The sequence below is a fragment of the Erythrobacter sp. Alg231-14 genome, from assembly GCF_900149685.1.
GTDB lineage: Bacteria > Pseudomonadota > Alphaproteobacteria > Sphingomonadales > Sphingomonadaceae > Erythrobacter.
Genome location: NZ_LT702999.1, coordinates 1,948,624 through 1,969,189 on the forward strand (window position 1 = coordinate 1,948,624; position 20,566 = coordinate 1,969,189).

Annotated in this window: 26 protein-coding genes; 12 read left to right on the forward strand and 14 right to left on the reverse strand. The window is 55.8% G+C overall.

The annotated features are described in order from the left end of the window. Positions 1 to 51 precede the first annotated feature (51 nt). From rsmG to BQ8290_RS09315, 4 genes are all read right to left on the reverse strand, one after another. Positions 52 to 696, reverse strand: a complete 645-nt coding sequence (gene rsmG, locus BQ8290_RS09300) for a 16S rRNA (guanine(527)-N(7))-methyltransferase RsmG (RefSeq protein ID WP_108789545.1) — start codon at positions 694 to 696, stop codon at positions 52 to 54. Beyond that, positions 693 to 2,546: a tRNA uridine-5-carboxymethylaminomethyl(34) synthesis enzyme MnmG gene (mnmG, locus tag BQ8290_RS09305; RefSeq protein ID WP_108789547.1), complete on the reverse strand. Its 1,854-nt coding sequence runs from the start codon at positions 2,544 to 2,546 to the stop codon at positions 693 to 695. The genes rsmG and mnmG overlap by 4 nt, the downstream gene beginning before the upstream one ends. Before the next feature lie 78 nt (positions 2,547 to 2,624). Continuing rightward, positions 2,625 to 3,914: a tRNA uridine-5-carboxymethylaminomethyl(34) synthesis GTPase MnmE gene (gene mnmE / locus BQ8290_RS09310; RefSeq protein WP_108789549.1), complete on the reverse strand. Its 1,290-nt coding sequence runs from the start codon at positions 3,912 to 3,914 to the stop codon at positions 2,625 to 2,627. 19 nt (positions 3,915 to 3,933) lie between these two features. Continuing rightward, the gene (locus tag BQ8290_RS09315; RefSeq protein ID WP_108789551.1) at positions 3,934 to 4,218 is read right to left on the reverse strand and encodes a DUF6489 family protein; all 285 of its coding nucleotides are present in this window, start codon (positions 4,216 to 4,218) and stop codon (positions 3,934 to 3,936) included. Positions 4,219 to 4,368: 150 nt separating this feature from the next. On the opposite strand from BQ8290_RS09315, the gene BQ8290_RS09320 reads away from it, so the two are divergent. Continuing rightward, positions 4,369 to 4,773: a nuclear transport factor 2 family protein gene (locus BQ8290_RS09320; protein WP_108789553.1), complete on the forward strand. Its 405-nt coding sequence runs from the start codon at positions 4,369 to 4,371 to the stop codon at positions 4,771 to 4,773. A gap of 15 nt (positions 4,774 to 4,788) precedes the next feature. On the opposite strand, the gene BQ8290_RS09325 is transcribed toward BQ8290_RS09320, so the two are convergent. The 4 genes from BQ8290_RS09325 to hemE all read right to left on the reverse strand — a co-directional run bounded on the left by BQ8290_RS09325 (position 4,789) and on the right by hemE (position 8,216). Further along, positions 4,789 to 5,181 (reverse strand): BLUF domain-containing protein, encoded by a 393-nt coding sequence (locus BQ8290_RS09325; RefSeq protein WP_337661275.1) that lies wholly within the window; start codon positions 5,179 to 5,181, stop codon positions 4,789 to 4,791. Between the two features lie 25 nt (positions 5,182 to 5,206). Continuing rightward, the gene (rho, locus tag BQ8290_RS09330; RefSeq protein WP_108789557.1) at positions 5,207 to 6,472 is read right to left on the reverse strand and encodes a transcription termination factor Rho; all 1,266 of its coding nucleotides are present in this window, start codon (positions 6,470 to 6,472) and stop codon (positions 5,207 to 5,209) included. A gap of 265 nt (positions 6,473 to 6,737) precedes the next feature. Then, positions 6,738 to 7,184 carry a CopD family protein gene (locus BQ8290_RS09335; RefSeq protein WP_108789559.1) on the reverse strand — a complete coding sequence of 149 codons (447 nt, stop codon included), beginning with the start codon at positions 7,182 to 7,184 and terminating at the stop codon, positions 6,738 to 6,740. Between the two features lie 15 nt (positions 7,185 to 7,199). Then, positions 7,200 to 8,216, reverse strand: coding sequence for a uroporphyrinogen decarboxylase (gene hemE, locus BQ8290_RS09340; protein ID WP_108789561.1), 1,017 nt, complete (start codon positions 8,214 to 8,216; stop codon positions 7,200 to 7,202). Between the two features lie 340 nt (positions 8,217 to 8,556). Between hemE and BQ8290_RS09345 the strand changes: the two genes are divergently transcribed. The 10 genes from BQ8290_RS09345 to BQ8290_RS09390 all read left to right on the forward strand — a co-directional run bounded on the left by BQ8290_RS09345 (position 8,557) and on the right by BQ8290_RS09390 (position 15,148). Continuing rightward, the gene (locus BQ8290_RS09345) at positions 8,557 to 9,402 is read left to right on the forward strand and encodes a pyruvate, phosphate dikinase/phosphoenolpyruvate synthase regulator (protein WP_108789563.1); all 846 of its coding nucleotides are present in this window, start codon (positions 8,557 to 8,559) and stop codon (positions 9,400 to 9,402) included. Beyond that, positions 9,399 to 9,995, forward strand: coding sequence for a Maf family protein (locus tag BQ8290_RS09350; protein WP_108789565.1), 597 nt, complete (start codon positions 9,399 to 9,401; stop codon positions 9,993 to 9,995). Before BQ8290_RS09345 ends, BQ8290_RS09350 begins: the two co-directional genes overlap by 4 nt. Further along, positions 9,992 to 10,864 carry a shikimate dehydrogenase gene (locus tag BQ8290_RS09355; RefSeq protein ID WP_108789567.1) on the forward strand — a complete coding sequence of 291 codons (873 nt, stop codon included), beginning with the start codon at positions 9,992 to 9,994 and terminating at the stop codon, positions 10,862 to 10,864. The genes BQ8290_RS09350 and BQ8290_RS09355 overlap by 4 nt, the downstream gene beginning before the upstream one ends. Further along, on the forward strand, positions 10,861 to 11,481 hold the full coding sequence (gene coaE / locus BQ8290_RS09360; RefSeq protein ID WP_108789570.1) for a dephospho-CoA kinase: 621 nt from the start codon (positions 10,861 to 10,863) through the stop codon (positions 11,479 to 11,481). The genes BQ8290_RS09355 and coaE overlap by 4 nt, the downstream gene beginning before the upstream one ends. Before the next feature lie 48 nt (positions 11,482 to 11,529). Then, positions 11,530 to 12,231 (forward strand): DNA polymerase III subunit epsilon, encoded by a 702-nt coding sequence (gene dnaQ, locus BQ8290_RS09365; protein WP_108789571.1) that lies wholly within the window; start codon positions 11,530 to 11,532, stop codon positions 12,229 to 12,231. 40 nt (positions 12,232 to 12,271) lie between these two features. Continuing rightward, complete coding sequence (hpf, locus tag BQ8290_RS09370; protein WP_108789577.1) at positions 12,272 to 12,835, forward strand: ribosome hibernation-promoting factor, HPF/YfiA family; 564 nt, start codon at positions 12,272 to 12,274, stop codon at positions 12,833 to 12,835. A gap of 176 nt (positions 12,836 to 13,011) precedes the next feature. Beyond that, positions 13,012 to 13,473 (forward strand): PTS sugar transporter subunit IIA, encoded by a 462-nt coding sequence (locus BQ8290_RS09375; RefSeq protein WP_108789579.1) that lies wholly within the window; start codon positions 13,012 to 13,014, stop codon positions 13,471 to 13,473. 2 nt (positions 13,474 to 13,475) lie between these two features. Beyond that, the gene (locus tag BQ8290_RS09380; protein WP_108789581.1) at positions 13,476 to 13,931 is read left to right on the forward strand and encodes a hotdog domain-containing protein; all 456 of its coding nucleotides are present in this window, start codon (positions 13,476 to 13,478) and stop codon (positions 13,929 to 13,931) included. A gap of 20 nt (positions 13,932 to 13,951) precedes the next feature. Beyond that, complete coding sequence (locus BQ8290_RS09385) at positions 13,952 to 14,263, forward strand: DUF1491 family protein (protein ID WP_337661276.1); 312 nt, start codon at positions 13,952 to 13,954, stop codon at positions 14,261 to 14,263. 204 nt (positions 14,264 to 14,467) lie between these two features. Continuing rightward, positions 14,468 to 15,148 carry a cell wall hydrolase gene (locus tag BQ8290_RS09390; protein WP_108789591.1) on the forward strand — a complete coding sequence of 227 codons (681 nt, stop codon included), beginning with the start codon at positions 14,468 to 14,470 and terminating at the stop codon, positions 15,146 to 15,148. A 63-nt stretch (positions 15,149 to 15,211) separates the two neighbouring features. Here BQ8290_RS09390 and xth read toward each other — a convergent pair whose 3' ends face one another. The 3 genes from xth to BQ8290_RS09405 form a co-directional block, all read right to left on the reverse strand. Continuing rightward, positions 15,212 to 16,018: an exodeoxyribonuclease III gene (gene xth / locus BQ8290_RS09395; RefSeq protein WP_108792227.1), complete on the reverse strand. Its 807-nt coding sequence runs from the start codon at positions 16,016 to 16,018 to the stop codon at positions 15,212 to 15,214. 87 nt (positions 16,019 to 16,105) lie between these two features. Then, entirely contained in the window at positions 16,106 to 16,435 is a 330-nt protein-coding gene (erpA, locus tag BQ8290_RS09400; RefSeq protein WP_108789593.1) for an iron-sulfur cluster insertion protein ErpA, read from the reverse strand. A gap of 48 nt (positions 16,436 to 16,483) precedes the next feature. Continuing rightward, complete coding sequence (locus BQ8290_RS09405; RefSeq protein ID WP_108789598.1) at positions 16,484 to 16,915, reverse strand: CBS domain-containing protein; 432 nt, start codon at positions 16,913 to 16,915, stop codon at positions 16,484 to 16,486. 150 nt (positions 16,916 to 17,065) lie between these two features. Between BQ8290_RS09405 and BQ8290_RS09410 the strand changes: the two genes are divergently transcribed. Further along, positions 17,066 to 17,395 carry a hypothetical protein gene (locus tag BQ8290_RS09410; protein ID WP_108789600.1) on the forward strand — a complete coding sequence of 110 codons (330 nt, stop codon included), beginning with the start codon at positions 17,066 to 17,068 and terminating at the stop codon, positions 17,393 to 17,395. Here BQ8290_RS09410 and BQ8290_RS09415 read toward each other — a convergent pair. From BQ8290_RS09415 to BQ8290_RS09425, 3 genes are all read right to left on the reverse strand, one after another. Next, positions 17,392 to 17,820, reverse strand: coding sequence for a (2Fe-2S) ferredoxin domain-containing protein (locus BQ8290_RS09415; RefSeq protein WP_108789601.1), 429 nt, complete (start codon positions 17,818 to 17,820; stop codon positions 17,392 to 17,394). The genes BQ8290_RS09410 and BQ8290_RS09415 overlap by 4 nt on opposite strands. Further along, on the reverse strand, positions 17,817 to 20,006 hold the full coding sequence (locus tag BQ8290_RS09420; RefSeq protein WP_108789603.1) for a prolyl oligopeptidase family serine peptidase: 2,190 nt from the start codon (positions 20,004 to 20,006) through the stop codon (positions 17,817 to 17,819). The genes BQ8290_RS09415 and BQ8290_RS09420 overlap by 4 nt, the downstream gene beginning before the upstream one ends. A gap of 71 nt (positions 20,007 to 20,077) precedes the next feature. Continuing rightward, positions 20,078 to 20,566: a DUF2497 domain-containing protein gene (locus BQ8290_RS09425; RefSeq protein WP_108789605.1), complete on the reverse strand. Its 489-nt coding sequence runs from the start codon at positions 20,564 to 20,566 to the stop codon at positions 20,078 to 20,080.

Genomic DNA, 20,566 nt, shown 5'->3' on the forward strand with positions numbered 1-20,566 from the left:
ATTCCCCTAAGATATGGGGATGAATCACGGCGACACAGGTATCGTGTGCGCCTATTTGCTCACGATGATGCCCGCCTCCGCATCGGTCAACGAGTGTTTCACGTGAAACATTTTCCGAATCGAAGATTTTGTCTGTTCCAATTCGTGCGCCGCGGAGCGCCCTTTGGGCAAGAGGTAGCGCGTAGCCCTTGTGGAGAAGGGTGCGGATAAACGGAGGAGTTTTTCCAACGGAGCGAAGGCCCGTGCCGAAATGACCCATGATTCGAAAGGTTTTACCCGCTCAAGCCGCTGTCCTTCGACAATGCAGTTTTTCAGATCGAGCTGTTCGACGCATTTTTCGAGAAATTCGACGCGGCGTCCGCGCGACTCGACCAAGACCGTCTCATATTCGGGCCGCAGAATTGCAATGACCAACCCTGGAAGGCCTGGTCCGGTGCCCAGATCCAACCATGGGCCTTGCCCTTTCGCAGTATGACCGTTTGTTTCACGTGGAACATGTTCGAGCAATTGCGCGCTGTCGGCGAAATGGCGGACCCACAATTGATCTTCGGACGTTTTGCTGATCAAGTTTTGTTGCTGATTCTCTTCGAGCAGAAGTCTCGCGAAGTTTTCGAGCCGATCATTCGCCAAGGCGTCGCCCCAGCCCGCAACATAGGCGCGCGCTTCCTCTTCCGATGCAATATGGTGTGTTGTCATGCGGCTCGCTGCCAACGGCGCGCATGGACCAGCAATGCCGAAAGCGCCGCCGGTGTCACTCCTGCAACACGGCCAGCGGCGGCCAGAGTGGTCGGTGCGGCGGAAGAAAGACGTTCCACCATCTCATTAGAAAGGCCGGGGACATCCTTATAGGGAAAGTCGGATGGCAGCGGCAGTTCTTCACTGGCGCGAAGATCGCGCAATTCGGCCTCTTGCCGCGCCAGATACGGAGCATAAGCTGCATCCTCGGCCATTTCCTCAATCAACTGCGCATCGCAATCGTCGGGGATCTCACACCAGGGCGTTAGCGAATTGAGTTCAATTCCGTCATGTCGCAACCACTCCGCAACGGTCTTTGCACCGCCGTCGCGGCGAACGTTCAGACCGTGATCCGCCAAATCTTTGGCTTGAAGCTTTGCTGCAAACATCGCCGCCACATTGTCTCGTGACTTTTCACGGTGTTCAAACCAGTCGGAGCGTTCCTTCCCAATGCAATTCTTTGCCAATCCCAAGGGGGTCAAACGGGTGGAGGCGTTGTTGGCGCGCAGCCGCAAACGGTATTCTGCCCTCGATGTCAGCATCCGATATGGCTCGCTCACACCCTGAAGCGTCAGATCATCAATCATCACCGCAATGTATGAATTGGCGCGATCCAATGCCGGGGCTTCCTTACCCACCGCTGCGGCGGCGGCCTCAAAGCCAGCGACCAACCCTTGGGCTGCCGCCTCTTCATAGCCGGTTGTTCCGTTGATCTGCCCCGCGCAATACAGGCCCGGGATGGCGCGAACCTGAAGATCCGGCGTCAATGCGCGTGGATCGATATGGTCATACTCAACGGCGTAACCCGGGACGGCCATCTCAACCGCCGCCAATCCTGGCATCAAACGCAACATATCGTGTTGGACATCCACCGGCAGAGAAGTGCTGATACCGTTGGGATAGACGTAATTCGTGGTCAAACCTTCGGGTTCGAGGAAAACTTGATGCCCATCACGGTCACCAAAGCGATGGATTTTATCCTCGATCGACGGACAATAACGAGGACCGGCGGCGTCGATAGCCCCAGAGAACAGCGGCGATCGATGCAGATTCGCGCGAATTACGTCATGCGCAGCCTGCGTTGTGCGAGAAATGGCACAGAACACTTCGGGGTTCGCGCGCGCCTTTGTCAGGGGGGACATGGTCCACGCCTCCCCATCAGATGGTTGTTCCTCCAATTGCGCCCAGTCGATCGTTCGACCATCCAACCGAGGAGGTGTCCCAGTCTTCAACCGCGCCATCGGCAATTCTGCACCACGCAATTGTTCAGCGAGACGCTGGGCGGCATTTTCACCAATGCGCCCGCCTTCGAACCGCTCTTCACCGCGGAACAATATCCCGCCGAGGAACGTACCGGTGCAAAGCACCACGCGGGTTGCATTTAGGATAGTTCCGTCGGCCAATTCCAACCCCGCAACCGCGCCGCTCGAAAGCGACAGGGCAGCCGCCTCCCCTTCGATTAGGGTTAGGTTTTCTTGCGCTTTGACGATGGATTGCACGGCGGCTTTGAACAGGACGCGGTCCGCCTGAACCCGCGGGCCCCAAACGGCGCTGCCTTTGGACCGGTTCAACATGCGATAATGGATCGCCCCGGCATCCGCAGCGCGACCAATCACGCCATCAAGCGCATCGACTTCGCGGACCAAATGTCCCTTGCCCAATCCACCGATAGCTGGATTGCAGCTCATCGCGCCCACAGCGTTGAGATCAAAGCTGACCAAGCCCGTGCGCGCACCCATCCTCGCCGCGGCACAGGCCGCTTCGACACCGGCGTGGCCGCCGCCGATTACAAGAACGTCAAATGATTGCATAAAGGCGCAGATAAGGGCTCAATAGCGCACAGTCAAAGCTGTTTCACGTGAAACACCATAGGATGGCCCGCATCCACCCTATTTGCCGATGCAGAACCGCCCAAACAGCGCATCGAGCATTTCTTCGGTGGTCGCACGACCAATCAAGCGATCAAACGCCACCCGCGCGCTCCGCAATTCTTCCCCGATGAGCAAGAGGTCCGATTGCCCCTGCACCCCAGACAATCCCGCTTGGGCTTCACTCAGCCGTTTGAACTGTCGTTCATTTAGAGCGCCCTCACCTGGTTTCGGCAACGCGCTACGCGCAGTTTCGACCAGAGCTTCTTTCAACGGATCAACCCCTTCGCCGGTCAATGCCGATATCGCGTGAAGAGCCGAAGGTTTGCGAATATGGTCGGGCGCGTCTTTTCGAGCGGCGATCTCCCATGATCCAGTGGGGCCCTCCCCTTCGGCGCCCAACCACAGAATCACATCCGCATTGTCCAATTCGGCGCGCGCGCGCTCTATTCCGATTGCTTCTATCTCTTCTGCATCGCGCCCATCACGAAGCCCCGCAGTGTCGACAAAGGCAAAAGGCACTCCTTTGATGGCCACAGTCCTTTCGATCACATCGCGTGTAGTTCCAGCGATGGAGGATGTGATCGCGGCCTCGCTTTGAATGAGCGCGTTGAAGAGAGTGGATTTGCCCGCATTGGGCGGCCCGGCGAGCACAACGCGAAAGCCCTCTTTCAACTTTTCAGATTGAGGGCTGTACAAAAATTCGGCGATCTCGCTGGACAATTGGGCAATGTTCCACGTGAAACCTTCTGGAATTTCACTGACATCATCCTCATCAGAAAAATCCAACGCAGCCTCTATCTGAGCGGAAAGCGTGAGGAGTGTATCTCTCCAACCCTCAACTTTGCCCGACAACACACCGTTCGCATTGGCGACCGCGGCGGCTCGCTGCAGCTCTGTTTCTGCCTCCAGCAGATCGGCTAGCCCTTCGGCTTGCGCCAGATCCATACGCCCATTGGCAAAAGCTCTTCGGGTGAACTCCCCGGGTTCCGCCGGGCGCAGGCCATCAACCTTGGCCAAAGCATCGGAAACGGCGCGCAGCACCGCCTTTCCACCGTGGCAATGCAATTCCGCACAATCTTCGCCCGTGGCCGATTTCGGTCCGGGAAACCACAGGATCAGCGCCTCATCCAGCAAATCACCATCGCCATCGCGCAATTTTGCGAGGCTGGCCTTGCGCGGCTCAAACGATCGTCCAGTTAGGGATTGCAGTGCCGGATAGGCTGAGGGCCCGCTAATGCGGATGACCGCAATCGCGGCCGGCGCAGCACCGCTCGATACGGCAAAGATTGTCGATATGTGGTTGGACACTGCGCAGCCGGTCTCAAAATCAGTCTGAGGAACCGCCCTTTGACCCGCCGCTCGAAGACGAAGAACCGCCGCCTGTTGCGTTGCGCATGCCGCCTTCGACAAAGCTTTGGAACAGTTTCATGCCCATTTGACCCATAGGCGCCAAAGCTTGGGCGTATTCCTGAAGTTGGTCGGGGCTTTTCACGCCCTTCATCGCCTTTGAAATGGTGTCAACATAGACACTGTTTGCTTGGCTGACATCGGGAAGGCCCATAAAACTGCGCGCCTCTTCCGGTGTGCATTCGACTTCGACATTGATCTTCATTGGTCTCTCCCAACCCATGGTTTGGTCCAAAGCCGCATTGCAACGTGAACCGTCACCTGCATATTTGGGTTTGCTTGCGGCGATGCGCAATGCTTAGGCTGAATTACTCAATGCCCGCTGGCATATTCAACACAGTGCAAAGGAACATCAATGTCCGTTTCCACAGAGCAAGCCCTATCCCAATGGCACAAAGTGGCGGCCGACGGCAGCACACCGGAAGGTTTGGCCACGATCATCCATAAAGACGCCGTGTTCCATTCCCCCGTGGTCCACACACCACAAAACGGCCAAGCCATAGTCATCGCCTATCTATCGGCCGCGGGGCAAACCCTTGGCAATGACAGTTTCCGGTATGAGCGTGAAGTTGTTGGCGATGGAACGGTCGTGTTGGAATTCAGCACGGAAATGGAAGGCATCTCGGTCAATGGCATCGATATGATCACATTCGACGACGGCGGCATGATCACCGATTTTAAGGTCATGGTTCGCCCGTTAAAGGCCATCAACAAAGTTTGGGATATGATGGGCCGACAATTGGAACGCCAAGCCGGTTGAGCAAACGTCGGTCGATCAATTCAAGACTGCGAAATTCAAGACCATCTGACGAACGGTCGGCTCAAGATCGTTGGGTAGATCTGCATCAAGTTGCTTGCGGCGATCCGACACGCTGTCGGCAATAATGACGCGTTTCATCGCCCATTGCGGACAGGCACGCTCTGATACGGCGGTCTTGTTGAGCAGGGACACGCCCGTGTGCCGGCGATCCTGACCGATCCGTTTCATCAAAGCGTCGAGCTCCGCACCCTCCCCTTCGAGAAGCTGCAAGAAATTGCGACCATTATACAGAAGCAGGCCGGTAATCCCACGCGCAGGATTGTTTCGGGCGCTGCTGTCGAGGATCGCGGCAACATCATCGCGCGTTAGGCTCGGTGCCGTGCTGATATAGAGATATTGACTAAGCACTGGATGCACCCTCGATCCGCTGATCTTATTGATTCATATTGTCGAAGAAATCTTCGTTGGTCTTAGAATCCTTCATCTTATCCAACAGGAATTCCATCGCATCGACGGTTCCCATCTGCATAAGAATACGGCGAAGAACCCACATTTTCGAAAGCTTGTCCTTCTCGACCAGCAATTCTTCCTTACGCGTGCCCGATTTGCCCACATCAAGCGCCGGGAAGATGCGTTTGTCGGAAACTTTGCGATCCAACACGATTTCAGAGTTGCCGGTGCCTTTGAATTCTTCAAAGATAACCTCATCCATCCGGCTCCCGGTGTCGATCAACGCGGTTGCGATAATCGAAAGCGATCCACCTTCTTCGATGTTGCGCGCGGCGCCAAAGAAGCGTTTCGGGCGTTGCAACGCGTTGGCATCCACGCCACCGGTCAACACTTTACCCGAACTGGGCACGACAGTGTTGTACGCGCGACCAAGCCGCGTGATCGAATCCAACAAGATGACAACGTCATTCTTGTGTTCAACCAGACGTTTGGCTTTTTCAATAACCATTTCAGCGACTTGAACGTGGCGATTGGCCGGCTCATCAAAGGTTGAGGAGATTACCTCGCCCTTCACGCTGCGTTGCATATCGGTGACCTCTTCGGGCCGCTCATCGACGAGAAGGACCAAAAGGAACACTTCGGGATGGTTGTCGGTGATCGCTTTGGCGATGTTCTGCAAAAGCACCGTTTTACCCGTTCGCGGTGGCGCAACGATCAAGGCGCGTTGACCCTTACCCTGGGGTGAGATGATATCGATCACCCGCGCCGATTTGTCCTTCACCGTGGGATCAAGAGTATCCAACGACAATTTCTGATCGGGGTAGAGCGGTGTGAGATTGTCAAAGTTGGTGCGCATCCGAACCGCATCGGGTTCTTCAAAATTGACACTGGTCAACTCGGTCAGAGCAAAATAGCGCTCGCCGTCCTTTGGTGCGCGAATTTCGCCCTCAACCGTATCACCGGTGCGCAAGCCTGACCGACGAATTTGGTTGGGTGAAACGTAGATATCGCCCGGTCCCGCAAGGTAGTTTGCATCGGGCGACCGCAGGAATCCAAAACCGTCTTGCACCACTTCGATGGTGCCGATTCCCATGATCTTCTCTTCGTATTCCTCATCCTCGGCCAATTCGCGCAAGATGCTGAAGAGCAAATCCTGACGGCGCATGGTTGAGGCGCCCTCAACACCCAGCTCCTCTGCCATTTTGACGAGTTCCGCTGGTGTGCGCTCTTTTAAGTCTTTGAGATGCATGGGTTATTCATTCCAGATCGAGGGATTCACGCGTCGCACCGATCCACTAAAGGGGCGTGCTCCGCGAAAAACAGTCAGCGCAAAACCCCGATGGGCCAAACGCAAATGGTAAAACATCATCACAACGTATCAGCGGGACATGGGCTTGGAGAAAGCAGACCTGATCATGTGCTTGGGCAAAGATCGTCGCTGATGTGATAAGCAGTAATTATAATCGGTGAGAGCGCAGGTCAATCACCGATTGCACGATGAGGCCCTAAAGCGATCAAAACGGCCTTAGATAGACCAGCAAGACCACCAGAACGAGGATTAGGCCCGGAACTTCGCCAACCATACGAAGGGTTTTCTCGGTCAGAGGACGCGCGCCGCCAGCCATTTTCTTGGTCTGAGCAACCAGCCAACCGTGATACCCGGTCAAAGCAAGGACCAAGGCGATCTTTGCGTGGAGCCACCCAGCACCGCTGAACGCACCCGTGGTATAGGCCAATGTCAGGCCCAAGATCCACACGATAATCATGCTGGGTGTAAGGATGATTTTGCGCAATTTGCCCATCCGCTCTGCCCACTTGGCTTCTCCATCCGAACCCGGAGCGTGATCGAGCATGTAAATGCATTGACGCGGCAGCATGAACAATCCGGCAAGCCAGAAAACCATGAAGGTCACATGACCAATTTTGAGCCATGGATAGATGGAGAGAAGCGTATCCTGCATGGTTGATCTACCTTTTTACCCTCTCACCGCCCTAAGAAGTTCTTCGACGTGTTCGATCGGCGTGAATTGCCCAATACCATGGCCAAGATTGAAGATATGCGGCCGGCCTTCAAAAGCATCGATCACGGTCTTTACCCGCTTTGGTAGCGCCGGACCACCGGCCTCCACCAACAAGGGATCCAAGTTCCCTTGAACCGGCATCCCTTCGGGTAGGACCGAATTGGCCCAAACGGGATCCAGCGTTTCATCCAATCCGACCGCATCGACTCCAGTTTCGCGAGCATAAGCGGGCAATTTTGCCCCTGCCCCCTTTGGAAAGCCAATGATTGGCGTGTCGGGGTGAGATTGTTTGATCGCGGCGGTGATTTTTGCGTTGGGCGCGATGACCCAGCGTTCAAATTCGTCCGGTGCCAAGCTTCCGGCCCAACTGTCAAACAATTGGATGGCTTCGGCCCCGGCATCAATTTGTCCGCGCAAATACGTGATCGAAACATCGACAATCGCATCACAAATCGCCTGCATCCGAGCGGGATCGCGATACGCGAGCAAGCGCGCTGAGCCTTGGTCCTTCGATCCCTGACCCGCAATCATGTATGTCGCGTTGGTCCATGGCGAACCGGCAAAACCCAGCATTGTGACCGATTGGCTGATCATGGCGCGCGTTTTGCGCACGGTTTCATAGATCGGATCAAACCGTTCGGGGGCTGCGGTGAAGTCTTCCAATTTCGCTTCGAGCAATGTTGGACTTAATTTAGGACCTTCGCCGGCCAAGAATTCCAATCCTTGTCCCATGGCATGCGGCACGATCAGGATATCGGAAAACAGGATCGCCCCATCAAACGCGAAACGTCGGATCGGCTGAACCGTAATCTCTGCGGCGGCATCGCTGTCATAGACCAAAGCGAGAAAACCGCCCTTTTCCGCGCGTAATTCGCGATATTCAGGGAGATACCGCCCCGCCTGACGCATAAGCCAGATGGGAGGAATTTCTTGGATGGAACCCTTAAGGGTGTCGAGCAACGGACCAGGCATGGCGTTCCTCTAATCAAATAAATTATAAATTTAAAAGGATTGATGGAGTCTGTTGGCCCTGTGGATTGTGGGGATTTGCGAAAACTACCGGTCTTATCCGGAGTTTTCGTGCCTTTTTCCCCTATCCGAATCCGCAGAGCCACTGGGTCAAGTGCGAACTATCCCCACTGTCCCCACCCTGTCGATATTGCTGATCGCCTGTCTAAAAATATTGAGACGAAATTGCTGATAGCGAGGATGAAATTTTGTCCCATGCTTGTCGACGGTTCTTTACCGTGGTTTATGCCCCTTTCTATCCACATGCGCATTCTATCCGCAAAGCTTTGGCCGAATCATCAATATGAACCGCCTGAACCTGCACCTTGTTTCCGATTCTACCGGAGAGACATTGGAGATGATCGCAAAGGCTGCGCTTGCGCAGTTTGATGATCCATCGGTTGCCCGGCACTTTTGGCCGATGGTCCGATCGCGTCAACATCTCGATCGTATTGTGCCCGATTTGGCCGACAATCCCGGCTTGGTTTTGTTCACCCTAGTCAATCCGGAAACCCGCGCCCGGTTGGAGGAACATTGCCGCCATCTCGGGCTTCCCGCAGTGCCGGTTTTGGATCAAGTGACCGCCGCATTGGAGGCGCAATTGGGGCAAGAGGCGCATGGTCGCCCCGGCCGCCAACACATGATGGACGCCGATTATTTTAAGCGTGTCGATGCTATTCAATACACCATCGCCCACGATGACGGCATCGCGCATGAGGATTGGGAAGACGCCGATATCGTTTTGGCCGGTGTCTCGCGCAGTTCGAAAACGCCAACCAGCATCTATCTCGCCAATCGGGGCTACAAGGTCGCGAACATCCCATTGGTGGTCGAAAGCCCCCCACCCAAGGCATTGTTTGGCTTGCGGCATCCGCTTGTGGTCGGTTTGACGACAGCGCCCGAACGCCTGGTTCAAATCCGCCGCAATCGTCTGCTTTCCCTAAATGAAGGCACCGAAACATCCTATGTCGACAACGATCGGGTCAAGAATGAGCTGCAATTTGCGCGGCGGATGTTCGCCGACAATGGCTGGCCCGTCATCGATGTGACGCGCCGGTCGATCGAAGAAAGCGCGGCGGCGATTATCCGCTTGGTCCAAGAACGCCAGCGCCGCGAACGATCTGTCGATGGATTGTCGAAACCGATATGAGCGGCGCAAACCTGATCCTCGCATCAAAATCCAGCTCTCGCCGAGCCATGCTCGACGCGGCTGGTATCGTGTATGAAGCGATCCCAGCAGATTGCGATGAACGGGCGATCGAAGACAGTTTGCGCGACGCTTCGCCGCCTGAAATCGCAGAGGCGTTGAGCGTTGCAAAAGCCGCAGCTGTTGCCAAATCTTCCCCCCGATCCTTTGTCCTCGGCAGCGATTCACTTGTGGTCGTCGAAGGAAAGCGTTTCGATAAACCCACATCGCGAGAGAACGCCGCTGAACATCTGCGCTTTTTCTCTGGCAAAACACTCGAACTGCACAGCGCCGCGGCTTTGGTCCGCGATGATACGTGTGAATGGTCTCATGCCGATTGCGCGCGTCTATCGGTGCGCGAACTGTCCGATCCGTTCATCGAACATTACCTTGAATGCGAATGGCCAGAGATCGGTTTTACCGTGGGATGTTTTCGTATTGAGGCAATGGGTGTCCAATTGTTTGACCGCATTGAAGGCGATCAATTCACCGTCCTTGGCATGCCGTTGATCCCCGTTTTGGATGCGCTTCGTGATCAGGACATTCTGCTGCGATGACCCGCAATCTAACCGCAGACAACTACACACATGTAATCGGCGATCCGATTGCTCAGTCCAAATCGCCGATGATACATGGTTTTTGGTTGGAGAAACTCGGCTTACTGGGCGCCTACACCTCCAATCTGGTCAAACCTGCGGATCTTTCCGAATATCTGGACGCTGGCCGTGGTGACCCAAACTGGATGGGTTGCAACGTCACCATGCCGCACAAACAGGCCATTCTCGAACACTTGGACGCAATTGATCCTGACGCGGCGACATTGGGCGCGGTGAACACCGTGGTTCGGCAAGGTGATGGCGCGCTGAAGGGGTTCAACACAGATTTGGGCGGCTTTCTTGAGCCTTTGACCGCTTTGCTCAACGAAGATCACCTGTTTCGGATGGCGCGGATTATGGGCACGGGCGGTGCGGCCCGGGCCATTATCGCTGGATTGGCGGGCAAAGGGTTCACATTGGTTGTCGCTGGCCGTGATCCGTCAAAAGCCCGCGAATTGATCGATGAATTGGCGCCAAACGGCGAACATCACGCGATACACCTATCGCATTTTGCTGAACCAACCGATTTTGAATTTGATGATCGCGATCGCTGTCTCGATTTGATCATCAATGCCTCACCGCTGGGGATGCATGGCAATCCGCCGTTGAATTTTCATTGGAGCCACGCCCCACCGCGCAGCGTCGCCTATGATATTGTGACAAGCCCGCTGGACACACCCTTTCTTCAAGGCGCGCGCGCGGCTGGTCATGACACAATCAACGGATACGCCATGCTAATTGGACAAGCAGCGATCGCCTTTGAAAAATTCTACGGCGTGGCCCCACCCCGCACATACGATGATGTCTTGATGGATATGCTGACGCGATGACCGACACACAAACAAAGGCCAAAAACGGCGGCCCCATGATTATCGGCCTGACCGGGTCCATCGGCATGGGCAAATCGACTGTCGCCTCCATGTTCGAAGCCGCCGGCGTGCCAATCTTTGACGCCGACGCCGAAGTTCGCGCGATGCAGGGGCCAGGTGGTGAGCTAATTCCGGCGATAGAGGCAGCCTTTCCTGGATCAACCAACGATCAAGGGGTCGATCGCGACGCCTTGGGCAAACATGTTTTTGGCGACAAAGCCGAATTGGCTCGGCTGGAATCCATCGTTCACCCAGCAGTGGGTGCAAAACGCGCACAATTCCTCGCGGACAATGCCGCCACCCCGATTATTTTGTTCGACATCCCACTCCTCTTTGAAGGCGGCGGTCACAAGGCGGTGGATTGCGTTGTTGTGGTGTCCGCCCCGCCCGAAATGCAGCGTGAACGCGTGCTAGCCCGTCCGGGAATGACGGTGGAGAAATTTGAACATATTCTCGGTCTGCAAACCCCCGATGCGGAGAAACGCAAAGGCGCTGATCACATCATCGATACGGGCAAAACACTGGCCGAAACGCAGGCGCAAGTGGCGGCCTTGGTTAAGAAATTGCGCAGCAAATAGGTCCAACACCCCTTGCGCTGTTTCGATCATGGGTGAATAACATCCCCTATGCGCGAAGTGATTTTCGACACAGAGACGACCGGCCTGGACCCCAAAACCGGGGACCGAATGGTTGAAATTGGATGCGTTGAGATGGTGGGCCGAGTCGAAACAGGGCGATCCTACCACGCATATTACAATCCCGAACGCGACATGCCCGCCGCTGCCGAAGCGGTTCACGGCCTATCCCGCGATTTTCTGTCCGGGAAACCCTTATTCAAAGACACGTTTTCTGAATTGCTCGAATTTTTGGGCGATGCGCCGCTCGTGGCGCACAATGCCGGGTTTGATTTCGGCTTCCTCAATTCTGAACTCGAACGGATCGGCCAAGAACCGATATCCATGGATCGGATGATCGACACTGTTGCGATCGCTCGCAAAAAACACCCCGGCGCGAAGTTGTCGCTTGATGCGTTGTGCTCACGCTACGGCGTGGATCGCAGCCACCGGGTGAAGCACGGCGCGTTGCTCGATGCCGAATTGCTCGCGCAGGTTTATGTCGAGCTTAATGGCGGTCGCCAAATCGGTTTGGAGTTGGCCGCCGATGCACCCGCGTCCGATGCCGATGCCACCACAAACACCGCCATCAAAACGACCAATCGCGCAAGCCGCCCTCGCCGCGAGGCACGGCCGCACGCTCCCTCACCCGAGGAATTGGCTCGCCACACCGAATTCATTGCCGGAATAAAGGACGCAGCCTGGGCCCGGTAAAACAACAGTTCCACAGCAACTCATAGGAGAACAAGCGACCATGGATATCCGCATTTCGGGACACCAAGTCGAAACTGGGGCAGCGCTTCAGGAACACGCTTCTGACCGGCTGGAGGCGATTGTTGAGAAATATTTCGACCGCGCGCTGTCTTCTCATGTCACCTTTGGAAAATCAGGCGGATCGTTCACCTGTGACATCGTGACTCATGTTTCTCACGGGATGATTCTAAAGGCGCGTGGCAATGCCAACGATGCGCACCTTGCTCTCGACAATGCGGTCGGCAAAATTGAAAAACAATTGCGCCGTTATAAACGCAGGCTGGTCGATCGCCACGAACGCGCGATGCAGGTTCGGTCCGAAGAAGAGGCCGCTTACACCATTTTCGCCGTCGATGAGCCCGAAGAGGAAGTGGTCACGGACGCCCCACCCATCATCGCAGAGACAAGCGTCGATATCCCAGAAAGCACCGTTGCGGATGCCGTCATGATGCTTGACTTGCGCGACACGCCGGCGCTGTTCTTCAAAAATGCTGGCACTGGCAGGCATAATATGGTTTATCGCCGCTCAGACGGTTCGATCGGTTGGGTCGAACCAAGCGTTTAATCACGCAAGGACCGCAAAAATCTGACCTCGGTTGGGAGCCGAAGGATTGAAAGATTGGTCCAACCCAACAATTTGTGACCGGCGCGCAGCACCCCGTTTGCAGCGCATGTCATGGTTGATGGGCCTACCCCGCCCCTGCTTGCAGGACCTGACTTGTTTAGGATTTCGAGTTTGTAATGGACGTGAATATTAAACTTGTGCCGGAAGGTGTTGTAATCGCGCGCCCCGAATCCGCGCGCCAGATATTGCAACAATTGTCGGCTCTTTATGCGAATGTTTACGGCCTTGATGGTGACGTGATCCTCGAAGGGTTGGAACAAAGGGAAGCTTTGGGCAGCACCGGGTTTGGTCGCGGCGTTGCCATTCCGCATTGCCGCAGCACCGCGGTTAAACGCCCGACTATGGCGTTGCTGAAATTGGAACACCCCGTTGATTTCCGTGCGGCCGACGCGATTCCAGTGTCGTTGGTGTTTGGATTGGTGTCTCCTGAAAACGCAGGCGCGACCCATTTGCATGCACTTGCCGCGATTTCGCGCCTTGTTCGCGATGAAACGATGTTGAGCGGTTTGACCGACGCGGTGGATTCCGACGCAATGTTTGCGGTTTTGACCAATCAATTCTTGCGGGCTGCTGCCTAAGAATGGTGGCCGAGCCTGCTGGAGCGGACCTGCACCACAGAGCGTTGGAGCGGCTGTATCAGTCTGCTCCGGTTAATCGCGTGTTCTCATCAAAATTGGAAATTCCCAGCGAAGGACATTCGCGGCTTACATTCACGGTTACGCCGGATGTTTATCACGCTGCCGGTGCCGCGCATGGGACGATCTACTTCAAAATGCTCGATGATGCCGCATTCTACGCCGCAAACACATTGGCGACGGATCGCTTTTTGTTGACCACTAGCTTCAACTTGCACTTCACAAAACCCGTACGCGAGGGTGAAGTTGTCGCCGAGGGCCGATGGGTCAGCGGCAAACGCAGGGTCTTGGTGGCGGAATCGCGATTGATCGATTCCGAAGGCGATGAAATTGGCCGCGGAACCGGCACATTCATGCGTTCGCGGATCGCCCTGTCGAGCCTTGAGGGGTATTCGAGCTGACCACCCGCCTCCCCGCCCATTTGGAAATCGCCAGCCTGATTAAGCTCACCGAATCGCATGGTGGCAGCGCGATGGTGCTTTCAAAAGGGGAACGCGACGCCGGCACTGTCTTGATTGTAACCATGTTTCGCGGAATGAACGCCAAGCTATTCGAAAGAATGCCGCAATTGGATGGAACGCGTGCTTTCATTGCGACAAAAACACAAGATATTGAAAAACCAAAGGAATTTTTCGACTATATCGACCGTCGTTGCCGCCAGGATCCCGATATTTGGGTTTTAGAGGTGGACGTCGACGATGCAGAACGGTTCGTCGAACTTTTGCCGCGTTAACTTGACGTAGTATCTTTTGAGCCTATTTGCCGCCGTGCTTCCAATTGCGGAGGCCAGGAGATCGGCAATACGGCCGGTTGATCGGCACGCAGACGGGGGGCAGCCGGTAGGCTAAACGGATCACCCTCTTCAACCCCGCGAAAAACACTCGCAACAGGTCCAAGCCTGCGTCGGAGCTCGCTCACCGCAGATACAGTAGAAAACATGGGTCGTAAGACTTATTCCCTAAGTGCTATCGCCGTTGCGGCGACAGCAAGTTTGAGTTTCTCCAGCGCCGACGGCGCTGAAGCTTTTGCACAAGACACCTCGTTTGAGGTCGCTGCTACGGCAGATGTCGAAAGCGAAACCGCACCGGTCGCCATCGCGACCGAAATTATGCCAGATCAACCGGTCTTTGTTTCGCAAGAAGTGGTCCAAACCCTTCCTGAAACCAACACCGACATCGCCCCGGTGTACACCATTCAAGCCTCTTCACTGAGCGAACTCGTCGGCCTTGTCGACGATGACGAACGGTTGAGCGAACAAATGCGGTGTCTTGCAGGCGCTGTTTATTTTGAATCGCGCGGCGAACCGCTCACCGGTCAATTGGCCGTGGCGCAAGTTGTGATCAACCGTTCCGAAGATCGCCGTTGGCCCGCAAGCTATTGCGGCGTTGTCTATCAACGTTCGCAGTTTTCTTTCGTGCGCGGCGGTCAAATGCCGGCCATCAACACATCATCGGGTGCATGGAGCCGCGCGAAAGCGGTTGCGCGCATCGCTCATGATGGATTGTGGGAATCAGAAGCCGCCGATGCGGTGTATTTCCACGCAAACTACGTGCGCCCCCGCTGGAGCAGGGCGAAAACCCCTCTGGCACGCATCGATACACATATATTCTATCGGTGATCGCACCCCACGATTGATTCAACGACCCCCGCCCTTTGTCAGGCGGGGGTTTTTGATTCAGCGTCAGGTTCGCAACTGCGCCCATGTTGGCGCGTGGTCGCTGGCCTTTTCGCGCCCGCGATGATCCTTATCGACGCCGACCGATTCAAGCCGATCGGCCAATTCCGGCGTCAACAATATGTGGTCGATCCGGAAACCGTGGTCGCGCTGCCAAGCGCCCGCTTGATAATCCCAATAGGTCCACACGCCGCCGCGCGGATTGAGGGTGCGTACTGCGTCGCACCAACCATCGGCCAAAAGCCGTGCGTAAGCGGCGCGGGATTCCGGCTGCATCAACGCGTCGGATTGCATGGCCTTTACTGCATAGACATCGTCGTCTTCGGGAATGACGTTGTAATCGCCCAAAACTGCCGCGGGAACTTCGCTGTCCCAAATGACCGCCATGCGCGCCCGAAGTTTTTCCATCCATGCGATTTTGTAATCAAATTTCGGCCCCGGCAACGGATTCCCGTTGGGCAAATAGATGCAAACGATCCGGGTGGTCTTGCCGTCTTTTCCTATATCGGCTTCGAGATAGCGGGCCTGTTCGCCCTCACCCTCTTTCGGCCCATCAATGCCCAAACCGCGTTGGACCTCTTCGATCGAATACCCCGCCTTTGTATCAACGAGGATGGCGACACCGTTAAAGCTCTTTTGGCCATGCCAGATGGGCTGATAGCCGAGCTCTTCAAACTCACTGGCGGGGAAGTCTTTGTCCTGGCTCTTCACTTCTTGAAGGCACGCGACCGAGGGCCGCGTTTCGGTGAGCCATTCTCTAAGCCGCGGCAGGCGCGCCTTAATACCGTTGATGTTGTAGGTCGCGATTTTCATACCGCCATCCATGACGGATCGGCGCGCGAAGGTCTATCGCAAGGTGCAAATTGGAAAGACTGTCTCAACAGTCGGTATGCGCCGATATCAAATGCCGAAACTTGACCCGCATCCGCAACCAGCCGCCGCGTTCGGATTTTCGACGCGGAACGCCGCACCACCCAGCGATTCGACAAAATCAACGACGCTGCCGCCAACAAGATCGAGGCTGATCGGATCAACGACGAGTTTTACGCCGTTCGTTTCACTAACGGCATCATCACCCTCTGCCATATCGGCAAGGTCGAATTTATATTGAAAACCGGAACAGCCGCCGCCCTCGACCGAAAGCCGTAAAATCGCAGGCTTGGTCTGTTTCTCGGCGATCCACGCAATACGCTTGGCCGCCGCAGGGGTGAGGGTCATGTTTTCTGCCATAGGCGCAACTTAGGGTTCGGTTTGCGAATCCTCAAGGGCATGGGCTTGTTACGCGGTTTGAATGTAGTCGCGCAATGCGGCGGCTTCGTGCTCCACCTCATCGATTTTGTTCTTCACAAGGTCACCGATGGAGATGAATGCCACGAGGTTACCGTCGTCCACCACGGGAAAGTGGCGGAACCGGCGCCGCGTCATCAATGCCAACGCATCGTCAATCAAAGAGCTGGATTCAACCGTGATTGCAGGGGATGTCATGATGTCCCCCACGGGCAGATCAAGACAGGCGCTGCCCCTATCCGCGAGGCGGTAGATGATGTCGCGTTCGGATACGATGCCAACGACCTGACCGGCGTTCAAAACCGGCAACGCGCCGATTCGCTTTCCTGCGAGAATTGAAACGACCTCTGAAACGGGTGTGGTCACATCACAGGAAACCACGCTTGCGGGGTCCCTGTCGCCGATAATTTGGGCAATTGTCATGATGGCGTTCCTCTCTATCCGCAAAGAAAGTGCCACTATTCCGCATAAAAGGCGAGTCGGGTGCATACTGATGTTCGCTCGCCTCCAAATGAGGCCGCTTATCGTATCTTGAGCATTGCAATGCCGCTCTGAGAACCGCATGAGAACGCCATGGTCAACAAATCCCCTCTCGATGACCCCGAAAACGCCGCACACGCATGGGCGCGCTATCGTCAGATCATGAAGATCTTGATGTCGGTGACCGTGATCACAGTCTTGATCGCGGTGGGCCTGCTTTACGCCTATAATGGCGCGATTTCGGTGCACTTTTACATCGCCACCGCTTTGGGAATCAGTTTCACGATGCTGCTTGGTGGGGGGCTAATGGGCCTTGCGTTTCTGTCGAACGGAACCGGTCATGATGAATCGGTCGACAATCGTTTGCCCAACGCCGACGATCTGTGGGCGCCGAAAGACGACGACTCGAAAGACGACAATTAGGGTTTGCTGATCGCGCCTTGCGGCGGGGTTAGGCGGAATTCTTCAACTGGGTTGCCACCGATCAGGTGATCTTCGATGATCCGTTCCAACGTTTCGGGACCACACGAATGGTACCAAACATTGTCTGGCCACACGACCGCGATGGGGCCGGCCGAACATATCTGCAAACAATCCGCTTTGCCGCGTTGGACCCCGCCGCCCGGCCCTCTTGGGTGATCCGCGCTGCGTTTTGGGCCGACCAAGCCGCGTTCTTTCAGGCGGTCTTTCAAAAACTGCCACGCAATCTCACCATCGGCACGGGCGCAGCATTTCTGCTTGTCCGAAACCGCGCACAGGAAGATGTGGCGTTCAACCCCTTGATCGCCGTCACCGCCATACTTCTTTGATAAGGCGGTTTGCGCCGCCAACACGTCTTGGTTGTTCATTCCGTGTCGGCATCCGCATCGGTCTCAACCAACCAGCGATCCAACCAAGAAAACACGCTGTTGTGCCATTGCAGCGAATTTTCAGCGCCGAGAACCCAGTGGTTTTCATCTGGGAAGACCAACATTTGCGATGGAATGCCGCGTTCTTGCAGAGCGGTGAAGCTTTGCAGGCCCTGAGTGTAAGGAACGCGGAAATCTTGCTCTCCGGTGATCACCAACATGGGCGTGCGCCATTCATCGACGTGGTTCGCCGGGTTCCACCGTTCATAGGTTTCGCGGGCTTCGGAATAGGATCCGCCAAAGTCCCAGCGCGGGAACCACAATTCCTCTGTTGAATAATAAAAGCTTCGCATGTCGAACAGGCCATCGTGTTGGATCAGGCAATCGAAACGATCGGGCCATTGCCCCGCAATCCAATTGACCATGTATCCGCCGTAGCTTGCGCCCATTGCACAGGCGCGTGTTCCGTCAATTTGCTCATCCAATTCAAGCGCGGCGGCGAGCCCCTTTTGCAGGTCTTCTAGCGGTTTACCGCCCCAATCGCGGTTGATCGAATCCATAAAGTCTTGACCGTATCCGGCGCTTCCATGGAAATCGACGGAGATTACCGCGTAACCTTGGCTGGCAAGGACGCGCGGGTTCCAACGCGATGACCATCCGTCGCGGAAGGACCCTTGTGGTCCGCCATGAATGTACAAGATCGCGGGGATCGGGCCTTCTTGATTCTCAAGCCGGGTGATCTGACCCCAGACAGTATCACCATCCGCCCCAGGAAAGCTGAAACGTCGCGTCATGGTGGTCGCCAAGTCGCCCATTCGGCTGGTGACGACATCAGTTAGAGGACGTCCACGGGCATTGTTTGCCGCGAGGTAAAGTTCGTTCGGCACGCCGATAGAATCCCGAGTGAACAACAACCGGCCGCCGGGCAACGATGTAAGGTTGCCAATATGCGCCTCGTTTCCTGCGATCAGGTCAAGTTCGGTCACTTCCCCTGATTCCGGGTCGATCCGAAATGCGGGCGTGTCGAGCACATGGGCTGCAGAGGCGAGCAAGTGATCGCCGTCCGCGCTCCATTGCAAACCGCCAAAAGAAAGATCGGTTTCTTGTGTCAATGCGCGTGTTTCGCCCGTTTCCAGATCGCGCAGATGCACTACCAAACGATCCGCTTCGTAACCCGGCCGTTCCATCGCCAAATAGGCAAGATATTTGCCATCGGGGGATGGGGCAGGCGAAGAATCATGCGCTTCGTTGGCGGCGGTTAAATCTGTGGGAGCGCCGCCCGAAAGGTCGGACCAATAAATGTCGAGGTTTGTCGACATTGGTTCGTTGGCCCCGGTTTCGCGGGCGACAAAATACACGCCGGATCCATCGGGGGCCCATGAAATGTCTTCACCCCCACCAAACGGCATAGTTGGCGTGTTGCCGGAAATGGCCCCGTCTGCATTGCCGCCATCCAAGGCTGTGCCAGTTCCGGTGACTTCACCGCCGACCAAATCGAAGGTGAAAACCCGGTTGAATGTGCCCGGTGCAATCCATTTGTCCCAATGACGGTAAAATCCCGCATCGCCTTCATAGACACGGCCCGTTCCCAATTCTTGGACCTCGCTTTCACAAGCGAGATCTTCGCAATCGCGCGCAATCGCGCCCCACAAAGCGATCTTGTCGCCGGTAGGAGCGATGGAGAATCCGTCGATGTCGGTTCCGGGCATATCCGCGACCAACATGGGGCCGGTGACATTGCCGTTCGCCTCGAGAGCAATCCGCCACACCCGCCCGCGATCTTCTTCGCGATCATCGGTGTGTTCGTAGCTGATGAAATAGAGGAAATTGTCGGGCCCAAAGGTCAGTGAAAACCCAGAAAGACCCAAATCAAACGCCACCGGTGCGGCGCCGGGCACCGCCAGATCGAGAACGTAATGCGCCGCATTGCGGTCAAAACTATCGGGATCGGTGTTGGTGACGGAATAGACTGCGTATCGGCCAAACGGGGTCACTGTCGGTCCACCAAGCCGCGGCATCGTGATTAAATCAATCGCGGCCATCGGGGTTTTGGCAACGCCCGGAATCGCCGCATCCTGTAATGCTTCGCGCGGTGCGGTTTCAGAATGCCCATCGGCGGCAAGCGGCGATGCAGCGATCAGCGACACGGCGGCACAGGCTGTGCCTTTAAAAAAGATGTTTCCCATAGAACGGGAGGTAACTTGGGTTTCGTGCAGTTTCCAGTGAAACCGCCACATTGTCCGACACTATGCGTGGGTTAGCCGCGTTTTCCCGCGATCCGCGCGATTTCGGCCTGAACCATGCTCTCCACCATGGTCGGAAGGTTCTTATCAAGCCATTCCGCCAACATCGGGCGCAGCAAGTCGCGTGTCATCCCTTCGAGTGAGGTTTCACCCGACCGGACAATTTGCGGTTTCGCGCCCGGCTCGGCCAACATGGCAAGAGCGGCAAGATTGTCCTGCATGGCGCCGCGCACTTCATCAGTGATCAACGAGGATTCATTCGGATTGTCCATTTCGACCGCTTCGGACAATTCCATTTCGGAAAGGTCGAGGACCTCATCGGCATCGAGATCGGCGGCTTCGATGGGCGCATCTACTGGCTCTGATGCGGTAGCTTCGGCTTTTTGCGCGGCAGCAACTTTGCGTTTGCGGGCGTCAATAGCGGTGTCGCGGCTGTCGCGCGCGATCACTTTTTTGATCGATTCCAGAATCTCTTCGACCGATGCTTCATTTGAATGTGCCAC